This window comes from Litorilinea aerophila, assembly GCF_006569185.2.
In the GTDB taxonomy this organism is placed as follows: Bacteria; Chloroflexota; Anaerolineae; order Caldilineales; family Caldilineaceae; genus Litorilinea; species Litorilinea aerophila.
Window position 1 is genome coordinate 12,702 of record NZ_VIGC02000012.1, and the last position, 20,352, is coordinate 33,053.

Annotated in this window: 15 protein-coding genes and 1 other annotated feature; of the genes, 9 read left to right on the forward strand and 6 right to left on the reverse strand. The window is 64.2% G+C overall.

All coding sequences use genetic code 11. The features are described from left to right. Positions 1-69: 69 nt before the first annotated feature. The 6 genes from FKZ61_RS10790 to FKZ61_RS10815 all read left to right on the forward strand — a co-directional run bounded on the left by FKZ61_RS10790 (position 70) and on the right by FKZ61_RS10815 (position 8,916). On the forward strand, positions 70-1,476 hold the full coding sequence (locus FKZ61_RS10790) for a family 4 glycosyl hydrolase (protein ID WP_141610134.1): 1,407 nt from the start codon (positions 70-72) through the stop codon (positions 1,474-1,476). Between the two features lie 66 nt (positions 1,477-1,542). Continuing rightward, positions 1,543-2,496, forward strand: a complete 954-nt coding sequence (locus FKZ61_RS10795) for a hypothetical protein (RefSeq protein WP_141610135.1) — start codon at positions 1,543-1,545, stop codon at positions 2,494-2,496. Between the two features lie 120 nt (positions 2,497-2,616). Beyond that, positions 2,617-5,439, forward strand: a complete 2,823-nt coding sequence (locus tag FKZ61_RS10800) for an ABC transporter permease (protein ID WP_141610136.1) — start codon at positions 2,617-2,619, stop codon at positions 5,437-5,439. Between the two features lie 33 nt (positions 5,440-5,472). Next, positions 5,473-5,931, forward strand: a complete 459-nt coding sequence (locus FKZ61_RS10805; RefSeq protein WP_141610137.1) for a cupin domain-containing protein — start codon at positions 5,473-5,475, stop codon at positions 5,929-5,931. 4 nt (positions 5,932-5,935) lie between these two features. Next, complete coding sequence (locus FKZ61_RS10810; protein ID WP_141610138.1) at positions 5,936-7,654, forward strand: hypothetical protein; 1,719 nt, start codon at positions 5,936-5,938, stop codon at positions 7,652-7,654. A 161-nt stretch (positions 7,655-7,815) separates the two neighbouring features. Then, complete coding sequence (locus tag FKZ61_RS10815; protein ID WP_141610139.1) at positions 7,816-8,916, forward strand: Gfo/Idh/MocA family protein; 1,101 nt, start codon at positions 7,816-7,818, stop codon at positions 8,914-8,916. Positions 8,917-9,126: 210 nt separating this feature from the next. Here the strand turns inward: FKZ61_RS10815 and FKZ61_RS10820 are convergent, their stop codons facing one another. After that, on the reverse strand, positions 9,127-10,356 hold the full coding sequence (locus FKZ61_RS10820; RefSeq protein WP_211358516.1) for a COG4315 family predicted lipoprotein: 1,230 nt from the start codon (positions 10,354-10,356) through the stop codon (positions 9,127-9,129). A gap of 293 nt (positions 10,357-10,649) precedes the next feature. Here FKZ61_RS10820 and FKZ61_RS10825 point away from each other — a divergent pair, with 293 nt between their 5' ends. Next, complete coding sequence (locus FKZ61_RS10825) at positions 10,650-11,894, forward strand: anhydro-N-acetylmuramic acid kinase (RefSeq protein ID WP_141610140.1); 1,245 nt, start codon at positions 10,650-10,652, stop codon at positions 11,892-11,894. A 118-nt stretch (positions 11,895-12,012) separates the two neighbouring features. Further along, entirely contained in the window at positions 12,013-14,118 is a 2,106-nt protein-coding gene (locus FKZ61_RS10830; RefSeq protein ID WP_141610141.1) for a beta propeller repeat protein, read from the forward strand. 137 nt (positions 14,119-14,255) lie between these two features. Here FKZ61_RS10830 and FKZ61_RS10835 read toward each other — a convergent pair whose 3' ends face one another. From FKZ61_RS10835 to FKZ61_RS10855, 5 genes are all read right to left on the reverse strand, one after another. Next, positions 14,256-15,947, reverse strand: a complete 1,692-nt coding sequence (locus tag FKZ61_RS10835; RefSeq protein WP_141610266.1) for a ScyD/ScyE family protein — start codon at positions 15,945-15,947, stop codon at positions 14,256-14,258. 110 nt (positions 15,948-16,057) lie between these two features. Further along, the gene (locus FKZ61_RS10840) at positions 16,058-16,510 is read right to left on the reverse strand and encodes a c-type cytochrome (RefSeq protein ID WP_326838564.1); all 453 of its coding nucleotides are present in this window, start codon (positions 16,508-16,510) and stop codon (positions 16,058-16,060) included. A 383-nt stretch (positions 16,511-16,893) separates the two neighbouring features. Further along, positions 16,894-17,058, reverse strand: coding sequence for a DUF1328 domain-containing protein (locus FKZ61_RS10845; RefSeq protein WP_141610143.1), 165 nt, complete (start codon positions 17,056-17,058; stop codon positions 16,894-16,896). Positions 17,059-17,244: 186 nt separating this feature from the next. Next, the gene (locus tag FKZ61_RS10850; protein WP_141610144.1) at positions 17,245-17,607 is read right to left on the reverse strand and encodes a PRC-barrel domain-containing protein; all 363 of its coding nucleotides are present in this window, start codon (positions 17,605-17,607) and stop codon (positions 17,245-17,247) included. Positions 17,608-17,689: 82 nt separating this feature from the next. Next, on the reverse strand, positions 17,690-18,088 hold the full coding sequence (locus tag FKZ61_RS10855; RefSeq protein WP_141610145.1) for a hypothetical protein: 399 nt from the start codon (positions 18,086-18,088) through the stop codon (positions 17,690-17,692). A 333-nt stretch (positions 18,089-18,421) separates the two neighbouring features. Beyond that, positions 18,422-18,745 (forward strand) — a binding site (T-box leader). A gap of 91 nt (positions 18,746-18,836) precedes the next feature. Here FKZ61_RS10855 and trpE point away from each other — a divergent pair. Continuing rightward, positions 18,837-20,342, forward strand: coding sequence for an anthranilate synthase component I (gene trpE / locus FKZ61_RS10860; RefSeq protein WP_141610146.1), 1,506 nt, complete (start codon positions 18,837-18,839; stop codon positions 20,340-20,342). The last annotated feature ends 10 nt before the right edge of the window (positions 20,343-20,352 follow it).

Here is a 20,352-nt window from a genome sequence, read left to right on the forward strand (position 1 = left end):
CGCCTGACCCAACCTGCCTATCCCTGAATGACTTCCACACTTTGACTTCCACATGAGGAGGAACAAATCATGTCGACCCCGATCAAAATAGCCGTGATTGGCGCGGGCAGCGCCCAGTTTTCCCTGGGGCTGGTGAAAGATCTCTGCTTGACCCCCGGCCTGGTGGGCAGCCTGGTCCATTTCATGGACATCGACCCCGAGCGCCTGGCCATGATCCACCGGCTGGCCGAACGCTACCGGGACGAGCTGGGCACCGACCTCCAGATTGACAGCACCACCGACCGGCGAGTCGCCCTCCAGGATGCGGACTTCGTGATCAACACCGCCTCGGCCCAGAGCCACCACCACCAGCGAGCCATCCGAGAGCTGGCCGAACAGTACGGCTACTATTACGGCCGGGTGAATCTGGGCAATTTCTACAACCTGCGCCTGATGCTGGAAGTGGCCCGGGACATGGAGGAGATCTGCCCCGACGCCTGGCTGATCCAGTCGGGCAACCCCGTCTTCGAAGGCTGCACCCTCATGACCCGGGAGACCAGCATCAAGGTGTGCGGCCTCTGCCACGGCCACTACGGCGTCTACGGCATCGCCCAGACCCTGGGCCTGGACCTTTCCAACCCCCGGGACCTCACCTGGCAGGCGCCCGGCCTCAACCACAACATCTGGCTCACCCACTTCTTCTACCGGGGTGAGGATGCCTACCCGTTGCTGGACGAATGGATCGCCACCAAGGGCGAGGAGTACTGGCGCACCCACGTGGCCACCCGTACCCACGACATCCAGATGTCCCGGGGCGCCATCCACCAGTACCGCATGTACGGGCTCATGCCCATCGGCGATACCCCCCGACGGGGCGGTTGGTGGTATCATACCGATATCCAGACCAAGAAGTACTGGTTCGGGGAACCCTGGGGCGGCCCCGATACCGAGCTGGCCCGCCCCCTCTTCGTGGCCAACCTGGAAAAGCGTCTGGCCGAGATGACCCGCATCGCCAACGACCCCAAGGCCAGCGTCATCGAGGCCTTCGGCGCCGAAAAAACCCGGGAGCAGCAGGTGCCCATCATCGACGGCCTGGTCAACGACAACGAGGGCTACTTCCAGGTTAACGTGCCCAACAAAGGGGCCCTGGCCGGCGTGCCGGACGACGTGGTGGTGGAAGTGCCCGCCATCGTCAACAAGAAGGGCATCCAGCCCCTGCGGGTGGAGCCCCTGCCGGCCAAGATCATGGTGGAGCAGATCCTGCCCGAATGGCTGGACATGGAGCGGGAACTGCTGGCCTTCAAGACCCGGGATCGCTCCATGCTCCTCTGGAGCGTGCTGGACAGCCACCAGACCCGCTCCTATGACCAGGCGGTGGAGGTACTGGAGGCGCTCCTGGCCATGCCGGGCCATGAAGAGATGAACGAGTACTACCAGTTCCCGCCCAACAGCGCAGAGCTCCTGCTCCAGAAGATGAAGGATCAGGTCACCGCGTAGCCCAACGGCTCAGGAAGCCAGGCAGTGGACCCATCCCGTTCCGCTGCCTGGCCAGGAGGGAAGAGCATGACCATCTCAACAGCCAGCCAATCGCTGACCATCCCCGTGGCCCATGTGGACGATGCCGGGTCCGTGGCCGCGCTGCTGGATGCCCTGCGGGCTATCCACGGGCCGGCCTATGACTTCGCCGTGGGCCAGTGGGAGGGCGAAACCCAGGTCCACGCCCCTGCGGGACACATCCGCTACCGCTTCATCGTCCGGGCCCAGGAGGCTGCCATTGCCCTGCGGCCCGGCGACCGGGTGCGGGGTCCCGCACCCGAGGGACCCTACCAGCCCCTGGACGAGGAGTACGGCGAGGGGTACGGGCAGGTGATCGCCCCCCACCGGGAAGCCCTCTGGCCGGGTGACAGCCTCTGCGTGGCGGGGGACGAGGCGCCCGTCATCCTGTTCGGCCAGGGCACCTATTTCGATGTCATCGCCGAGAAGACGCCCTACCCGGCGCCCCGGCTGGCCCTGTTGCGCCACCTGACCGACAAACCCGGCGGCTGCGCAGCCTATCCGGGCGCCTTCCGGCGGGAAGCCCTGCCCCCGGTGCGCCCCCCGGCCGACGCAGAGGACCGGCGAGGGGTGAATCGGGTCAACCAGCACACCCTGGACATGCGCATGGACCGCCGGCCCACGCCCATTCGCCACTACCACGGCGTCATTCCTGTGGGTGGTGGCCAGGTGGTTCCCCACTCGGAGACAGCCATCGTCCTCTCCCGCCGGGTGTATGGCCTGCCCGAAGTGGAGCGGGAGGATGAAGGGCACATCCTCATCTATCGACGGCCGGCGGAAGATCCTGGCGACACCCTGGTGATCCCGGTGCGGCCCGGTTCCATCGTGGTGACGCCGGCCACCCCCGAGGGCGTGGCCGGCCACTGCTTCGAGAATGCCTTCGCCATGCTGGTGGCCATCCCGGGGTTCGTGGCCCCCTACAACATGATCGCCTGCACCGGGATGGACGCAGAAAAACGGTAGACAGGAAACGGGACAGGTGGTGCATGGTACGTAGTGCGTGGTGCGTGTACCCGTGCCGTGGACGCACCATGTACTACGCACCCCGCATGATGCACCCCACAAGATGCACGACGCAACCGCATGAAGCAACTCTCACTCTTCCTAGATCTCTGCGGCCTGACCCTGCGCCGTCTGGCCAGCCAACCCGGCCTGACCGTCATGTCCCTCTTGGGCGTGATCCTGGCCGTGGGCCTTTTAAGCAGCTCTGCCTTCTTTTCCCAGGCTGTGGACCGGGTGATCCTCAGCCAGGAGCTGGCCGAGCTGAGCCGGGTCACCGGCCGCATCCCCTTTTCCACCCGGGTCTACTTCCTCCCCTCTTCCCGCAAACCTGTCAGCCTGCAGACGGCGGAAGAGGTGGGGCGCAGCGTAGTGGGCACCCTGACCGGCGAAATCGGCCTGCCCCTGGACCATCTGGGCCTGCAGGTGGGCAGCGGCGGCATGATGCTCCTGCCCCTGGAGGGGGATACCCGCTACGGCAACAACAGCTCCTTCATCAACACCGTCAACCTGGTCTATGTGGCCGACGTAGCCGACCAGATGGCGCTGGTCGCGGGCGATCCCATGGACGAAGAGGGCGCCAGCCAGGGCAACGTGCTGGATGTGTGGATGCACAATCGTCTGGCCGAGGAGATGGGCGTCCATGTGGGAGAACGCTTCCAGGTGGCGGTGAACCTGAGCCAGCCGCGCCTGGAGATCCGCATCCGGGGGCTCTGGCAGGCGAAGGATCCCACCGGCCGCTTCTGGTTCACCGACCCGGACTCCACCCTCCGTGCCGCCTTTCTGGTGACCCGGGCGGACTACATCCGCTTTGTGGAGCCCCTGCTGCCGGCCCGATCCGGCTTTGTAGCCTGGCACATCATCCTGGATGACAGCCGCATCAACCCCAAGTACGCGGCCCGCTATGCCAACGGCTTTGAGCGGGGCATGGCCATCATCAACCAATACCTGCCCGGCGCCCGGCTGGATGTCTCCCCCCTGGACCCCCTGAAGGAGTTCGTCCAGCGCCAGAACACCCTGACCCTGGTCCTTCTGGGCTTCAACGTGCCGGCCTTTGGCTTCCTGCTCTACTTCCTGGTGCTGGTCTCCATGATCGTGGCCCGCTGGCAGCGTCGAGAGACGGCGCTGCTGGTCAGCCGGGGCATGAGCGCGACCAGCGTCCTGGGGCTGACCCTGGTTGAAGAGCTGCTGCTCTTTGTCGTGGGGCTGCCCCTGGGCATCGCGCTGGGAATGGGGCTGGCCCGCTGGATGGGGATGACCGAAAGTTTCCTCACCTTCACCGACCGGCCGCCCCTGCCGGTCTCCCTGCAGGGGATCAACTACACCCTCATCGGCCTGGCCCTGGGAATCTCGCTGTTGGCCCGGCTCCTGCCCGTGGCCCTCTCCACCCGCCAGAGCATCGTGGTCCAGATGCGGGAGCAGGCCCGCCCCCTCACCAAGCCCTTCTGGCAGCGGGCCTATCTGGATGTGGTGCTCATTGCGCCCACCCTGTACGCCTACGACCAGCTGGCCCAACGGGGGACTCTGGCCATAAGCGTGGAGGAAGGGCCAGAACAGCTCTTCCGGGACCCGCTCCTGATTCTGGTGCCGGCGCTCTTCGTGGTGACGGCGGCGCTGCTGGTGATGCGGATCTTCCCCTGGCTTATGAGCCTCTTCGACTTCCTGGCCAGCCGCACCCCCTGGCTCTCCCTGCACCTGGCCCTGCGACAACTGGGACGCAGCAGCCAGAACTACATCAACCCCCTGCTGTTGGTAATCGTGGCCCTGGCCCTGGGCGTCTACAGCCGCTCCCTGGCTGCCAGCCTGGACCAATGGCTGGAAGATCGCATCTACTACCAGGTGGGCACCGACATCAGCTTCGAGCCCTATTCGGAAAGCGCGGAGGAGATGGGGGACGCCAGCGTCTGGATTCCGCCCAAGGACGAATTCCGCCAGCTCCCCGGCGTCACCGGCGCCACCCGGGTAGGCAACTATCCCGCCCGCATCCACATCGCGGATCGGGAGATCCGGGGGCGCATGCTGGCCATCGACCGGGTGGACTTCAGCCAGGTGGCCTGGTTCCGTCCCGACTTTGCGCCAGAGCCGCTGGGCGCGCTGATGAACCGGCTGGCCCTGGCGCCGGATCACATCCTGGTCTCCCAGGAGTTCTTGACCCAGAACCAGCTTAACATCGGCGACAAGATCTCCATCCGGGTCAGCCTGGCCGATGAGTTCAGCTACACGGGCCAGTTCACCGTGGCCGGCATCTACCACTACTTCCCTACGGTGCAGCAGGGCGAAGTGACCGTCATCGGCAACCTGGAACATCTCTTCACCGAGACGGGCGCCGTCTTCCCCCACAGCATCTGGCTGGCCGTGAACCAGAGTGCCAGCGAAGAGGCGCTGGTACGGGGGGTACGTCAGCAGAACGTGGAGCCCATCAAGTTGCAGGATGCCCGGGCCCTCATCGCCGCCGAGCAGAGCAAGATGGAGCGGGTGGGCATTTTCGGCACCCTGACGGTGGGCTTTCTGGCCGCGACGGCCATGGCCGTGCTGGCGTTGCTGGTGCATAACTACGCCTCCCTGCGGGAACGCCTCTTCCAGTTCGGCGTTCTGCGCGCGATGGGGCTAAACCGAAACCACATCATCGCCCAGGTCGTGCTAGAATATGGATTGCTGACCCTGTACGGCGCGCTGGCCGGCGCCTTCATCGGCCTGGGCACTGCAGAGATCTTCGCACCGTTTTTCCGCATTCCCGACAGCGCGGGTGCACCTCTGCCGCCCCTGATCCCCCTCATCGCCCAGGACGAGAGCGTGCGCCTGGCGGTGGCCTTTGCCGCCACCATGGTGGCCATGGAGCTGGCGGTGTTGGCCCGGGCGTTCAGCATGCGCCTCTTCGAGACCCTGCGCATGGGTCACCAGGGGTAAAACGCCCGGTCGCTCGGATAAAAAGGGAAGAGAATGGGACCCCAATGGTTTGTCGAGGATGTGGTGAACCGGGCGCTCTTCAAAACCCTGGGCGCCTGGCTACGCAAGCTGCGGCCATCCCAGGCAGCGATGGACTCCACCGAGCATCCTCGCCCGCACCCACAAAATCAGGAGCATACCATGCAACTCTCTGAAACGTCCATGAAGGGGATTGCCCGCTACCTGCTGGATCCCGACCTGAACGGGGAACCCCTGCACCTACACATTTCCACCGTGGGGCCCGGCGAGCGCTCCCATCCGCCCCACCGGCACGGCGGCTACGAGGCATTCTACATGCTCGAGGGGGAAGGCACCCTGGAGCTGGATGGTGAGACCTACGTCCTGAAGGCAGGCGAGGCGGCCGTCTTCGACCCCCAGAAACTCCACGGCCTGGTCAACCACAGCCACGCCCCCATGCGCTATCTGGTCGTCCTGGCCAATCCAGGCGATTGACCCCATGGATCTGGCTACCTACCTGGCCCACTGCGACGCCCGCTACAGCCCCGACCAGCACATGGTCGGGGTTGCCTGGTCTGGGCCGGGCTACCATTCCACGATACCCAACGGCACCTGGGTGCACCCGACCCGGGAATCCCTGGACTATGCCCTGGCCCTGTTGCGCCGGGGCGAGGAAGCCGACGTTCAGCGGGCCGCCGCCATCATCGACAAAGTCCTTTCCCTCCAGGATACGAACCCCACCAGCCCGACCTATGGCATCTGGCCCTGGCTGCTGGAGGAGCCGCTGGCGCGGATGAAGCCGCCGGACTGGAACTGGGCGGACTTCTGTGGCATTCGCCTGGCCCAGATGCTAGCCCACCATGCCGGCCGTCTGCCCGAAGCCCTGGTGGGTGCCATGCGGGCCAGCCTGGCCCACGCGGCCTGGTCCATCTTTCGGCGCAACGTCCAGCCTTCCTACACCAACATCGCCATCATGGGGGCAGGCGTGGCCCTGGCCGCGGGCGAAATCCTGCCGTCGCCCCGGCTGCTGGACTACGGCCGGCGACGCCTCCACAACGTGGTGACCCACACGGCCCATCACGGCGGCTTCAACGAATACAACAGCCCGACCTATACCCTGGTGGCGCTGGTGGAGTGCGAGCGGCTGCTCCACATGATCCAGGATCAGGATGCCCGCGCGGACCTGGAAAGCCTGCGGCGGACGGCCTGGCAGACCATTGCCGAGCACTTTCACCCGGCCACCGGCCAGTGGGCCGGTCCCCACAGCCGGGCCTACCACGACCGTCTGACCGCGGCCCAGGCGGCCTACCTCAGCAGCCAGACGGGCGTGGAGATTCAGCCCCACCCCACCATGGCCGGGGTGGAGGCCGAAGCCGCCTGGCTGGTGACCGTGGATCATCTGCCCTGTCCCCCCGAGTGGGTGCCCCGTTTCCGGGCCCTGCCCCAGGATCCCCTGGTGGTGCGCCAGCGCTTCATCCGCCGGGAGGAGGAGGAGCGCTCCACCTGGGGCACCACCTGGTTCACCCGGGACGCCTGCCTGGGCACCGTCAACCACGACAACCTCTGGGTCCAACGCCGCCCCCTCATTGGCTACTGGCGCACCCCCGACGACCCGGCCGTGATCCTGCGGCTGCGCTTCCTGCGGGACGGCCAGGACTTCGCGTCCGCCTACCTGCAGAACGCGCAGCAGGCGAACACGGTGTTGTCGGTTATCAGCCTGCTCAACGACAAGGGCGACTTCCACGATCACCTGGATCGCCCTGGGGACGGCATCTTCGAAGCCGAGGAGTTCCGGGTGCGCTATGAGCTGAGCGGCGTCGGGGCCATGGTCCAGCCCCTGGACATCGACCGCTTCGAGCTCCATGCCGGTGGCTTCCGGGCCGTGATCCACACGGTTCCCAGTAACTTCGGCCCCTACACCCTGACCTGGGAGATCGACCAGGCAGAGGGCCGGGCCTGTGTGGATGGCATCTGCTACCGGGGACGCCGGCGGCGTTTCAACTTCGCCGAGTTCAAAAACATCACCATCGTGGCCGGGCTGGAACTATTGCCGGTGGGCAAGGCGCCGGTCAAGGGAGCGCCGAAAGTGTCCACCATTCAGCCCAACTGGGCCCAGGCAACCTGGTCCGTGGGTCGGGGGCTCGCTCTGGCGTTTCCCCTGCAGGTACACCGGTACCTGCCCGCCCGACCGGCACCGTCCAACGACGATGATGAGTAGACATTCCAATCCAATCACATGACTCCACTGAAGAAACCACAGATTTCACAGATGGGGTTAAAGGGCTCCCCCGCTGCGTCTCAAGGGCAAAGAAACCTTTTTTGCCATGGATCCAAAACACACCATCATCAATTGCGAACATCAATTGCGGAGAATCGATCATGTCGAATGAACGAATTCGGGCGGCTATCATCGGCACCGGTGGCATCGCCCGTTCCCACATGGCCGCCCTGCAGCAGGAAGAGGACCGGGTCGAAGTGGTGGCCGCAGTGGACATTGACAGCGACCGGGTGCGGGCCTTCAGCGAGCAGTACGCCATTCCCCGGGCCTACACCGACCCGGCCGAGATGCTGGCCAAAGAGTCGCCCCAGCTGGTCCACATCGCCACCCCGCCCAGCACCCACTGCGAGCTCAGCGTCCAGGCCATGGAGGCCGGCGCCTGGGTGCTCTGCGAAAAACCCCTCTGTGCTTCTCTGGCCGAGATGGACCGCATCGAAGAGGCGGAGGCCCGCACGGGGAACTACACCAGCAGCGTCTTCCAGTGGCGCTTCGGCTCTGGCGGCCAACACCTGAAGCGCCTGATCACCGAAGGCGCGCTGGGGCGCCCCCTGGTCTGCGTGAACCTGACCGTCTGGTACCGAACGCCCGAATATTACGCGGTCCCGTGGCGGGGCAAGTGGGCCACCGAGCTGGGCGGATGCAGCATGGGCCACGGCATCCACGCCATGGACTTCATGCTCTGGCTGCTGGGTGAGTGGGAAGAAGTGCGGGCCATGATGGGCACCCTGGACCGGGAGATCGAGGTGGAGGATGTCTCCATGGCCACCGTCCGCTTTGCCAACGGCGCCATGGCCAGCGTCACCAACAGCGTCCTCTCCCCTCGGGAGGAATCCTACCTGCGCTTTGACTTCCAGAAGGCGACGGTGGAGCTCACCCACCTCTACCGCTACACCAACGAAAACTGGCGCTACTCCATCCCCAACGGCGCGCCCTACGCCGATGAACTGGCCACCTGGCAGCAGATCCCGGAAAATGTCCCTTCCTCCCACGGCAGCCAGTTGCGCCACTTCCTGGACAGCATGGCCCGGGGTGAACGGCCACCGGTGAGCGGACCGGACGTGCGGGGAACCATTGAATTCCTGGCCAGCCTGTACAAATCGGCCATGACCGGCCAGCCGGTTACCCGGGGCTCCATCACGCCCGACGACCCCTTCTACCACCGCATGTGTGGCCCCTGCGACCAGTCCTGGCAGCGCCGGTAGGACCTGGTAAATCCCGGCAGAAATTCGTCGATCGGGCCTCTGGCCCGCGGCTTAGCCGATAGGTTTCACCAGAGGGAGTGCGCCCAGAGGGCACCCGGAATTTCTGCCGTGGTATTGACGCCAGACTGTACGGGTTGACGGCAAGTGGGTGAGATGGGATGGGCCGCTCGGTGCGCGGCCCATCCCGGCAAATGGGGGGTACAGGGAGAGCTACTGGACAACTTCGCCGGTGGGCGAAATCACGTACCAGACGTCACCCACGCCCTGGCCCAGGGTATCGCCCGGTCGTTCGTCCCGCGCGAAGTAGTAGAGGGGCCAGCCGTTGTAGGTCACCTGCAGGGTGCCGTCGGTGCGTTCAGTGATCCCCAGCAGGGCCGGGTCCACCCCCTCACCGGCCACCGGCTCCCCGTCCACCAGCAGGGGAGGCCAGCGGGAGGCGCAGGCATCGTAGCAGTTGCTCACGTTGGGTTCGTCCCGCAGGAACAAGTACAGGGTCATGCCGGCGCCGTCCATCAGGAACTCGCCCAACGCCTCGGTGGAGCCCACCTGGACGGTAGGGACCGCGCCGGCCGCCTCCTCTGCGGGTGCGGCTTCTTCAGCCGGGGCGGCCGCCTCTTCCGGATATTCCTCAGCCTCCTGGGCCTTCAGCCAGGCATCGGCCGCTTCTACCAGGCTGTGCTGGCCTTCATGGGCGGCCGTGGCCAGCCCGGCAGCCGCTTCCGCATCCTCGGCAGCAACGGCCTCGGCCAGCTCTTCCAGGGTGTGGCTCAGGGCCTCTGCATCCTCATGAAGCTCCTCGGGCCAGTCCGCCATGTCCACCACCCAGTAGAGGCTCTGGATCCAGCCGGCGTCGTCGGGGTTCACCACGCCGCCCTGGGTCAAGAGCTCTTCCAGGGCATGGAGGCCGGCGGTATTCAACTCGTGCATGGCAACCGCCACCTGGAAGCGCTGCTGTTGGGCCCGCAAGGCCTCAATCGCCAGGGCATCCAGGTTGGTCACGGCAAAGGCCGGGGAGACCACCTGGCCATCCACCTGGACGGGGCCGTCGGCGCCGGGGAATTCATAGACGCCCTCCTCACCGGCATCGGTGTGGAGCATGGCGTACAGGGTGGGCGTGGCCTGGTCCACGTCGATGGGCACCACCACATCCGTATTGGTGCCGTCGGCCACGGGGGCATAGCCGATCACCGGGCCGATGCTGCCATCTTCATCCCGGTGAATGACGATCCAGCCGGGACCGTCGCTCACCACTTCGGCCACGGTGACACTGCCCTCCCGAATGGCCTGGTCGTGCACGGTGACCGCGGCGCTCGCCTCGGCAGCGGGTGTATCATACTGGGCATGGGACCGGGCCGTCACCAGGGCCGGGTGGGAGAGCACGCCCACCGCCAGGAGGGAGACGACGATGAGAATGGCCAGAATGCGGGTTGGATGGGACATTGGGACGACTCCTTTCTATTTTTCGCAGGATAGGCTGTCGATGGTCCAGACCTGCCAATTTGGAAGAAATGGGCAACAAGAACCCGGCCAGGAGCCATGATGGCCTCTGGCTTTTCAAAACTGCGACGTTCCACTGTGGACGTTGGGTTCTATGGATCAATACGATAGTCAGACGGCTTCCAGATTGGGGAGATGAAGCCCAATTGGGTGTAGGATGAAGGTCACATCATACCTGCCCGAGGTGAAATCGACGATCTGCGCCTGCGGGCCACGATCGAGGAGAAGAAAGCACCATGACCAATCAAGCTACCTGGAAGAAGCGCACGCCCCTGCTGGTTGCCGGGCTGATCAGCGGCACCTCGGCCGACGGCATCGACGTGGCCATTGCCGAAATCCATGGCCACCCCCATGATCCCCAGCAGCCCCTGGGCCTCGCCCTGCAGGCCTTTGACACGGTGTCCTGGCCATCGCCAGAGCGGGCGCTGATCTTCCAGCTCTTCAGCGGGCAGGCGGATGTGGCCACCGTCTGCCGGGCCAACTTTCGCCTGGGGAAATGCTTCGCCGATGCCCTGATCCAGGTGGCCCGGGCCGGGAACATCCCGCTGGACAGGTTGGACCTCATCGGCAGCCACGGCCAGACCATCTGGCACGATGTCCAGGACGGGCAGGTGACCAGCACCCTGCAGATCGGCGAGCCGGCTGTCATCGCTGCCCGCACCGGGGTGACCACCGTGGCCAACTTCCGCGTGGCCGACGTGGCCGTGGGCGGACAGGGCGCGCCCCTGGTGAGCATCTTCGACTGGCTGCTGCTGCGGCCGCCGCCCCGGCTCAACGGCGTGGCGGGCGGCTGGCGGGCTGTCCAGAACATCGGCGGCATCGGCAACGTGACCTTCCTGCCACCGACAGACAGCCAGGCGGCTCCCCTGGCCTTCGACACCGGGCCCGGCAATGTTCTCATGGATTGGGCCGCCCACTGGGCCAGCGACGGCGCCCTGAGCTACGACCGGGACGGCTTGCTGGCCCGCCAGGGGCGGATCGTTCCGGACCTGGTGGCCCGCTGGCTGGAACATCCCTACTTCAGGCTCCCTCCGCCCAAGACCACCGGCCGGGAGCTTTTTACCGAGGAGCTGGCTGCCCGGTGGCGCGCAGAGGCGGAGGCCGCCGGCGCCAGTCCCACGGACTTCGTGGCCACGGTCACCGCCCTGACCGCGGCCAGCATCGCCGATGCCTATGCCCGCTTTGCACCCGGCCCGGTGGCCCAGGTAGTGGTGGCCGGCGGCGGCAGCCACAACCCAACCCTGATGGCCCGGCTCCGGGAGCAACTGGCGGAACGGCTGGGTCACCCCGTGGAGGTGATTCCCCACGACGCGCTGGGCTTCAACGCGGACGCCAAAGAAGCCCTCACCTTCGCCCTGCTGGCCTACCTCTGTGCGCTGGGGCAACCGGGCAACGTCCCTGCCTGCACCGGTGCCCGCCATCCCCAGGTGCTGGGCCAGATCGCGCCGGGCCGGAACTATTCGGGGCTCTTTTCCAGGTAAGGTAGTTGGAAGGCAGACAAGAAGCTGTCGCACGGAGCTTGCTTCTGCTTTGCCAGCTATGCTATGCTGCCACCCAGAATCCGCACGATTTCGGTAGTCTGCCTAAGGAGAATCCCCCATGCCTCGCAGAATCTGCTTATTGGCGGTGACCGTGCTGGTGGCACTGGTTACCATCACCATTCCCGTAGCGGCCCTGCATGCCGAAGACGCATGGACCCGACTCGATGGCCCCCTGCTGCCGGGCGGCCATGTGTACGACCTGGCGGTGGCACCCTCTCACCCCCGGCGCCTCTATGCCGTGGTCAGCCATCCCCAGGGGCTGCGTCTATTTCGGAGCGACGATGGTGCGGCGAACTGGTACATGCCAACCGGTACATTCCTGCCCGTCCCGGGTGGCATGGCTTCCGTTGCCGTGGATCCATCGGACGCGGATCGGCTCTTTGTCGCCACGGGAGGGGGTGTCTTTCGCTCTGTGGATGGCGGCGTAAGCTGGGAAATGGTCAGTTCGATCTCCGGCTACGTAGCCATGCCGGCGTCAGATCATCTGTATGTGGTGGGACGCCTGCCTGATCAGGAAGAGAGTTCCTGCCAGGAGCCCTGGACCTTTGCCCACAGTGCCGATGGCGGTGAAAGTTGGGTTCAGACAGAGCTGCCCTGCGTGCGGGAGGTGGTGAGCCTGAACAGCCCGTCAGATAGTCCGAACTTGATTCTGCTGGGGGTTGAAACGCTGGATCGTGGCATTACCCTCTTGCGTAGCACGGACGGCGGTCAGTCTTGGAGTGACACGAACCTGCGTCTCTTATTCCGCTATCGCTCGCGCGACGTAGCCTTCGATCCTCGAGATGGTCTGATAGTCTACGCGTTCAACCACCGAACCCTGTACAAGAGCAGCGATGGTGGGCAAAGCTGGCAGAGCTGGACGTTCACCGTTCCGCTCGATGCTGACTTCACGCAACTGACGGTGGATCCGGAGGGTCAGCTCTACCTGGCAGCAAAGGAGGTGACTGTCACTTCGCCATCCTCTTACACCTCTATGCTACGCATCTATCGCAGCGAGGACGGCGGCCTGAGCTGGTGGCGCTCTCAGCAGACATTTCCCGAAACATGGGCAACGGACCTGGTGGTGGCGCCCGATCAACCTGAGCGTCTTTACCTGGGCTTGAGTGAGGCCGGGATCTGGCGCAGTGATAATCGGGTCGGCCTGTGGCAGGAAAGCAACCAGGGCATCGAAACGCCCGCCTGGATCTCCCAACTCGCCGCCGTGCCCCAAAGCTCAATCCTATACGCCGCTGCACGCTCCGGAGGCTTCAGCCGCACAGGGCTGTTTCGCAGTGAAGATAACGGAGAAACCTGGACTCAGGTATTGTTGGACGTGCCTGTGATGGGGATAGCCGTGGCAGCTCAGGGGGAGCAAGAGCTGGTGCTGGCGACCACGGTTCAAGGACAACTCTATTCTCTCCAACGCCAGGGCACCCCTGGAGGAGAACAGGTACGGGCCATCGAGCCTCTGAACATGGTAGTCAGAGACGTGGCCATCTCGGTCCAGGATCCTGGCGTTCGACTCCTGGGCGGGTGGAGGTCGCTTGGGGAGTACCAGCGAGAAGGCCAGATCGCCCTGTGGCAGAGCGGCGGAGAAGGCTATGGTTCCTACTGGCGCACCCAGGTTCTAACAGGAACCCGAGAAGTATTGTTTGTGGATATTCATCCGGATAATCCCCGGATCATGGTGGCTGCAGGCCTCGATGAACATGACAGCGATGTCATCTTTCTCAGCACAGACGGCGGCCAGAGTTGGGACGAGCTTTTTCGCGGCGAAGTAGATATTCCGTTTCAGTGTCGCTATCTGGACGTGCAGTTGAGCCGAGGCAGCGTCTACATGCTGTGCCCTGTCTATCCAATATACACTACCCCTTTGTCGGAGAGGATGTGGAGCCCGTGGCTAGCCGGTCTACAAGGAGATCCGTCGGCCCTGGTGCTCCTGGCTGAAGATAGCCCCATCTTGGGCACACATGATGGCGTCTGGTGGTGGCGGCGTGATCAACGCCAGTGGGAGCTATTGGGGTTGGCCGACCAATGGGTCACGGCCTTGGAGATAGGAGGCAGCGAAGGGGAATGGCTCTTTGCAGGCAATACGCTAGGCGTCTGGCGCCATCCTTTGCCGACGGTCCCGCCCATCCAGCTTTATCTCCCTGCCGTTGGCCAAGAGACGTCGCTCCGCCACTGAGGAGTCAACACTAAAGTGCACCAAACGAACGGGTTCCGGCATCCCCGGGGATGCCGGAACCCGTTCGTTTCAATCCTGTGTGGTTCGGCTGGAAAATCGGTTGCCTTTGGCCGACGCCAGAGGCGGCTCAGGGGTGCTTATCCCTGGCGACGTCGCCAGGCCACACCGCCCACCAGGGCCAGCAGGACCAGGCCGGCCACCGCCACACTCGAGGGCAGGGAATTGGCGGCCACGCCAGTCTGGGGTAGCTGGTCCGGTGGGGGTACCTCCTCTTCGGCCGTCTCGGACTCTTCCGCCATCTCTTCCTCCTCGGCCGGAGACTCTTCCGTCATCATCTCCGGCGCGGTGGCGGTGAAGGGCGTCACAACCACCGCGTCATCCACCCGCACCGGCCCATCGGCACCGGGGAACTCATAGGTGCCGAGTTCGCCTGCATCCACATGGAGCATGGCCCAGAGGGTCGTCTCGCCGTAGATGGGCTCATCCAACACCACCACCACGTTATCCGTGGTGCCGGCCGGAACCGCCGTCTTGCCGATCACCGGCCCGGGACGGCCATCCCCATCGGCGTGGATGACCAGCCAGCCGGCTTCCGCAGCCACCACCTGGTCCACGGTCACCTGGGTGCCGTCCGTTTCCTGGTCGGACACGTGCACGGCAGGGGTTTCGGCCATGGCCTCCTCTTCGCCCATTTCTTCTTCGGCCATGTCACCGGAGGCCAGGCCGGCAAACTTCACCACCGCGCCTGAACCCGGCGCACCCACGCCGTTGACAGTCACGTAGGCGTCGCCCGCCTCGTTAAAGGCAATGGCCGTGGGGAAGGAGAGACCCTCCACCACCGTCTGGGAAGCGTCGCCCTCCTGGACCCGCACAATGGCGCCGCTGTTGGGCACAGGACCCTGCTCGCCGAAGACCGCGAACTGAACGGCATACAGGGAGCCGTCCGGGCCAGCCTGGACGTCGGTGAGCATGGTCAACCCGGTGGCGTAGTCCACGGCCGCGCCATCCGCCGAGATCTGCATGACCTTGGCAGAGCCGGGAGTGAACGGGAAGCCGGGGAGGAGCGCCACATAGACGTTGCCATCCGCGCCCACGGTCACCCCCGTGGGCACCGGATCGGTCTCCATGGCGTCACCCCGGATGGGGTTGGGGAAAGGAGCGGGCACGCCTTCGAAGACGGTCACCAGCTCGATGGCACCGGTGGCCGGGTCCACCTTCAGGAGATCGTTGGCCGCGGCGTCCGCCACCCAGAGCATACCGTCGGGGCCAGCCGCCAGGCCATAGGGGTGGGAATCATAGATCAGGCCGTCGGGATTGTTGGCTGCCTCAAAGGCCCAGGTGTTGGCCACCGCCGTGATGGCGCCATCCTCCACCTTGACCACCGCCGCGATGGTATCCACCGGTGGGCTGGTGGTCGGATCGCCCAGCCATTGGCTGCTGGTGGCGTAGAGGGTGCCATCCAGGAGGGCCAGGCGGGCCCCACCCAACATATCCTGGCCGGCCGAAATGGAGGGCAGGTTGGCCACCACCGTCTGCTCGCCCGTCTCGTCGATGCGGACAATGCGCGCCGAATCGCCGTACCGGGCCGTCACCTCCTGGCCCGACGCCGGATCCAGGAAGGGGAACTCGGTCTCCCCGCCCAGGCCACTGTCGATGACCCAGATGCTGCCATCGGGGGCCACCAGGATGCCCATGGGGCCGTTGAAGCCCTCAGCCACCAGCTCCCCGGTGTGGGAATCGGCTAAGGCAGTCCCTCCCCAGGGTGCAAAGGTGAGCAGCAGGGCCAATACCAGAAAGAGGGACAACAAACGGGGTTGACGTAGATTCATGTCGATCTCCTTTCATGAGTACTGGGAATCAAACAACCGTTTGGGGACGCGAAAAAGCGGTCAATGCACGAAGTCAGAGGTGGAACAGGCGGCGCCTCAATTTTGGGCCATCAACCTTGAGCCATCAGGAACGCCACCAGGGCCTCCAGATCGCCCAGAGGGAGATGCCGGTAGGAAGGCATCCGGTGTGCGGTCAACCGGTAATCTGCGACCAGGTAGAGATCCGGCTCGACGATGCTTTCCCGGATGTATTCTGCGGCTGTGGTGGCCTTCCCCGTGTAGCCTGGCTCCTGGATGCGGGCCGCGGCCACCACAGCCATCCGGTTGTGGGAAGGGCCAAAGATGCCACCGGCGCCGATCGATGCCAGTTCATGACAGGTGCCACAGTAGTTCTGTCGGTACACCTCTTCGCCACGGGCCACCCAGGCCGGCGGATACATCGGAACAGATGTACGCCCGCCTTCATCGGGCTCTGGGGATGGCTCAACCGGCTGGGCCTCAGATGGCAGCGACGCAAATGCATTCGTTTGTGGCGCGTCGGGCAGGCTCGAATCGGCGGGCATGGGGCCGATGGGCTGACAGCCCAACAAGAAAAAGCCCAAGACAGTGATCAGGCAGGAAAGTCCTAACCAACGGAACAAAAAAAAGGGAATCACTACACGTAGTCCAGGTGGTGAATTAGCCCGTCGCCACAAGTCATCCGGAAACGGGCTAACATCAGGTGAGGTGCGACCTGGCCATTATACATGTTTTATAGATAAAGTGGCAACCGTCAAAATAATGAAATGATGAAATCATGAAACAATGATGGAACAAACAATCAAGAGGGGCGGATGCTCACACGCGTCGAGGCCAGCTCCGTTTCAAGGAAGCTGGCCTCTCGCACACACCTATCACACACACCTATCACATACGCCTATCACATGCACCTATTCGGAGTAAGGGCTTACGTCACAGCCCGGCGGCCAAAGAAGAGGGAGATGATGAACAGAGCCACAAACACCCAGAATAGAATCTTGGCGATGCCGGCTGCGGCACCTGCGATACCGCCGAAGCCCAGGGCCGCGGCGACCAGTGCCACAATCAGGAAAATCAGTGCCCAGCGTAACATAAGTATGCCTCCTTCATGATTGAACGCTCTATCGCTTATCGTGCGATTGTCGTGCGGTACAGTTGGGATACAGTCCAGGAACGGTAGAAAAGGGGTGAATCCATTGGCTGCGCCGGCCAGGGGTGCTGCACCTCTGGCCCTGGGCCGTGGGACGTCTATGCCCCACGGCCCAGGGAGGCAGCCGCCTTAACCGACCACGTACCGGTTGTAGTACCCGTGGATCTCAGAGGTCCAGTACGAGTGGCTATGGTCGGGCCAGTGATCCCGGTCGAAGCCCGGCGCATTCTCCAATACTTCATCATCCACATCCAGGATGAAGCGATGGTTGTCGGCGTCCAACTGCAACAGTTGCCAGGGGATGGCGAACAGCTTGTTGGTACCCAACAGGTTTTCCAACAGGCCTTCGTCGAAGGAGAGCACCGCGTATTCGATACGTCCGTCGTCCACACGGATCATCAGCTCCTTCAGCGTCCCCAACTTCTCCCCCTGGGGGTTCACCACATCATCGCCCATCATCGTGGAGGCGGAAAGCAGTCTTGGCTGTGCCATTCGAATCAACTCCTCTCGTATCAACTTCCTGTCTGTCGTGCCTGTCGTCGTGTCTGTCTTGTCTGGGAGGTTAGCCAGGAAATTACACGCTGATGTACACGTGTTGGGCCTGGGCCTCTTCCATCATCTGGGAGATGGCATCCGCCTGATCGGAGGGGACTTCCACCACGACCATGCTGGCGCCATCCTGGATGCTGCGGACGAAAAAGGCTTTCTCTTCGTCCTCAAAGCCATACTCATCCAGCACATCGTCGATGTTCAGATCTTCAGCATCGAAGCCGGTGGTGCCCACATGGATGACGCCGGCCGGCGCAACCCCAGCGGTGCCGCCATCATCGGTGCCCGGTACGGCCACGACGCTCTTGGTGCCCAGCACCCCCCGGTCGATCACCCGATAGTGGTCCTCCATCCCGTGATCCTTCAGCTGATCCACCAGCTCGGTCAGATGTTCGTCGTCAAACAGGCCAATGACGTAGCTCATCTCTGGCTCCTTTCGTATGGTTTTCCAGCTCTCTTCACGTGTGTTTCTCTTCACGTGTGTTCCATGCCATGCGTTCGGTGGTATCTTCCATGTTTCTCGTTCATTCCGGCCCTTGAAGCCGGGGATCTTGCGATCCGGCGTGGACATCTACAGAATAGCGCACGGCGCGGCAGCCAGCCACGGCGCGGCGGACAGTCCTGGCCTGTCTCTGGCGACCGGCCCGCCCTGTCCTATCCGACAGGGGCAAAGCGATGAAGGGCGCATGAAGGCGCATGAATTGGATCTTGACAAACGCCCCTCAGACGGGTATAAATGGGGTACAAATCGAGTTCCACAACGACGGTGAACCAGAAGAGTAACCGCCAAAGCGGGTTCCAGAGAGTCTCCGGTTGCTGGGAAGGAGATAACAGCGCAGGCGGTGAATGGGCTGGGGAGTCGGACATCGAACGGATGATGCTTTCAATAGCCATCCCAGTAGACTGTCCCGGAAGCGCCACCGTTATCCAGGCGCAGGGAATCGGAGCAGGGCTCCTGTTCCCACAGAGTGAGACTGGCGACTTCCCTTGCGTTTCACGCAGGGGTTTTTATTTAGGCCCCAGGGAGTGGCCGCCGGTCTAAGCGGGGTGGCACCGCGGGGTATCTGGCCTCGTCCCCATACACAGGTTCGGTACGAACTGTGTGTGGCGGCGAGGTTTTTTTGTGGCATCCGTTGGACAACAGAGAGCTACTGGCACGGGGGTGCAATCTCATGTCTCACTATCAGCCGACGCTGGAAGAGATCCGGTCCCTGGCCACCCAGGGCAACCTGGTGGCCGTCCATCGGGACCTGCCGGCCGACCTGGAGACGCCGGTCTCGGTCTATCTCAAGCTGCGGGCCAACCACCGGGGTCCCAGCTTCCTGTTGGAATCGGTGGAAAAGGGGGAACAACTGGGACGGTACAGTTTCATCGGCGTGCACGCGCCCATGACGGCCGTGGCCACGGGCGACACCACGGTCATCGGTGGGGCCGGCGGCTCCGTCCTGGAGATCCAGCATGGGGATCCCCTGGATGTGGTGAAAAAGGTCATGGCCGACCGCAGGCCGGTCAACCTCCCGGGCCTGCCCCGCTTCACCGGAGGCGTGGTGGGCTACTTCGGCTACGACCTGGTTCGCTTCATGGAGCGGCTGCCCACCACGGCCAGCCGCGACCTGGACGTCCCCGATATGATCCTGCTCTTCAGCGACAACCTGGTGGTCTTTGACCACGTGCGCCACAAGATCACGGTCATCGCCAACATGCGCATGGAAGGCGACCTGCGGGCCGCCTATGCGGACGCGGTGGCCCGCATCGAGAACATCGTGGCCGACCTCCGCCGCCCCCTGATCCCACCGGAAAGCAAGCCCTGTGCCAACGGCGCCCAGTGGCACAGCAATTTCACCCAGGCCCAGCACGAGGAAAACGTGCGCCGGGCCAAGGAGTATATCGCCGCCGGGGACATCTTCCAGGTGGTCCTCAGCCAGCGCCTCAGCCGGGAGACCGAGGCGGATCCGTTCACCATCTACCGGGCCCTGCGCATGCTGAACCCCTCGCCCTACATGTTCTTCCTGGATTTCAGCGGGGTGGCCGGGGTGGACGGCGACCCGGTGCGGCTCATCGGCTCCAGCCCGGAGATGCACGTCCGCCTGGAGGATGGCATCGCCTACCTGCATCCCATCGCCGGCACCCGCTGGCGGGGGCGCTCGCCCGAGGAGGACGCGGCCCTGGCCGAGGAACTCCTGGCCGACCCCAAGGAACGGGCCGAGCATGTGATGCTGGTGGATCTGGGGCGCAACGACCTGGGGCGGGTCTGCCAATACGGCACGGTGACCGTCCCCACCATGATGGCGGTGGAGCGCTACAGCCACGTGATGCACATCGTCAGCGACGTACGGGGGCGCATTCAGCCCGGCCACGACGCCTTCAGCCTGCTCCGGGCCACCTTCCCGGCGGGCACCGTCAGCGGTGCCCCCAAGGTGCGTGCCATGGAGATCATCGAGGAATTGGAGGGCACCCGCCGGGGCCCCTACGCCGGCGCGGTGGGCTACATCGACTACGACGGCACCATGGACACCTGCATCACCATTCGCACCATCACCATGAAGGGGAAAACCTGCTACCTCCAGGCCGGCGGCGGCATCGTGGCCGACAGCGACCCCACCTACGAATACAACGAATCCCTGAACAAAGCCCGAGCCCTGGCAGTGGCAGTAGAGCAGGCGGAGAAAGGGCTATGAAAATTGAAGA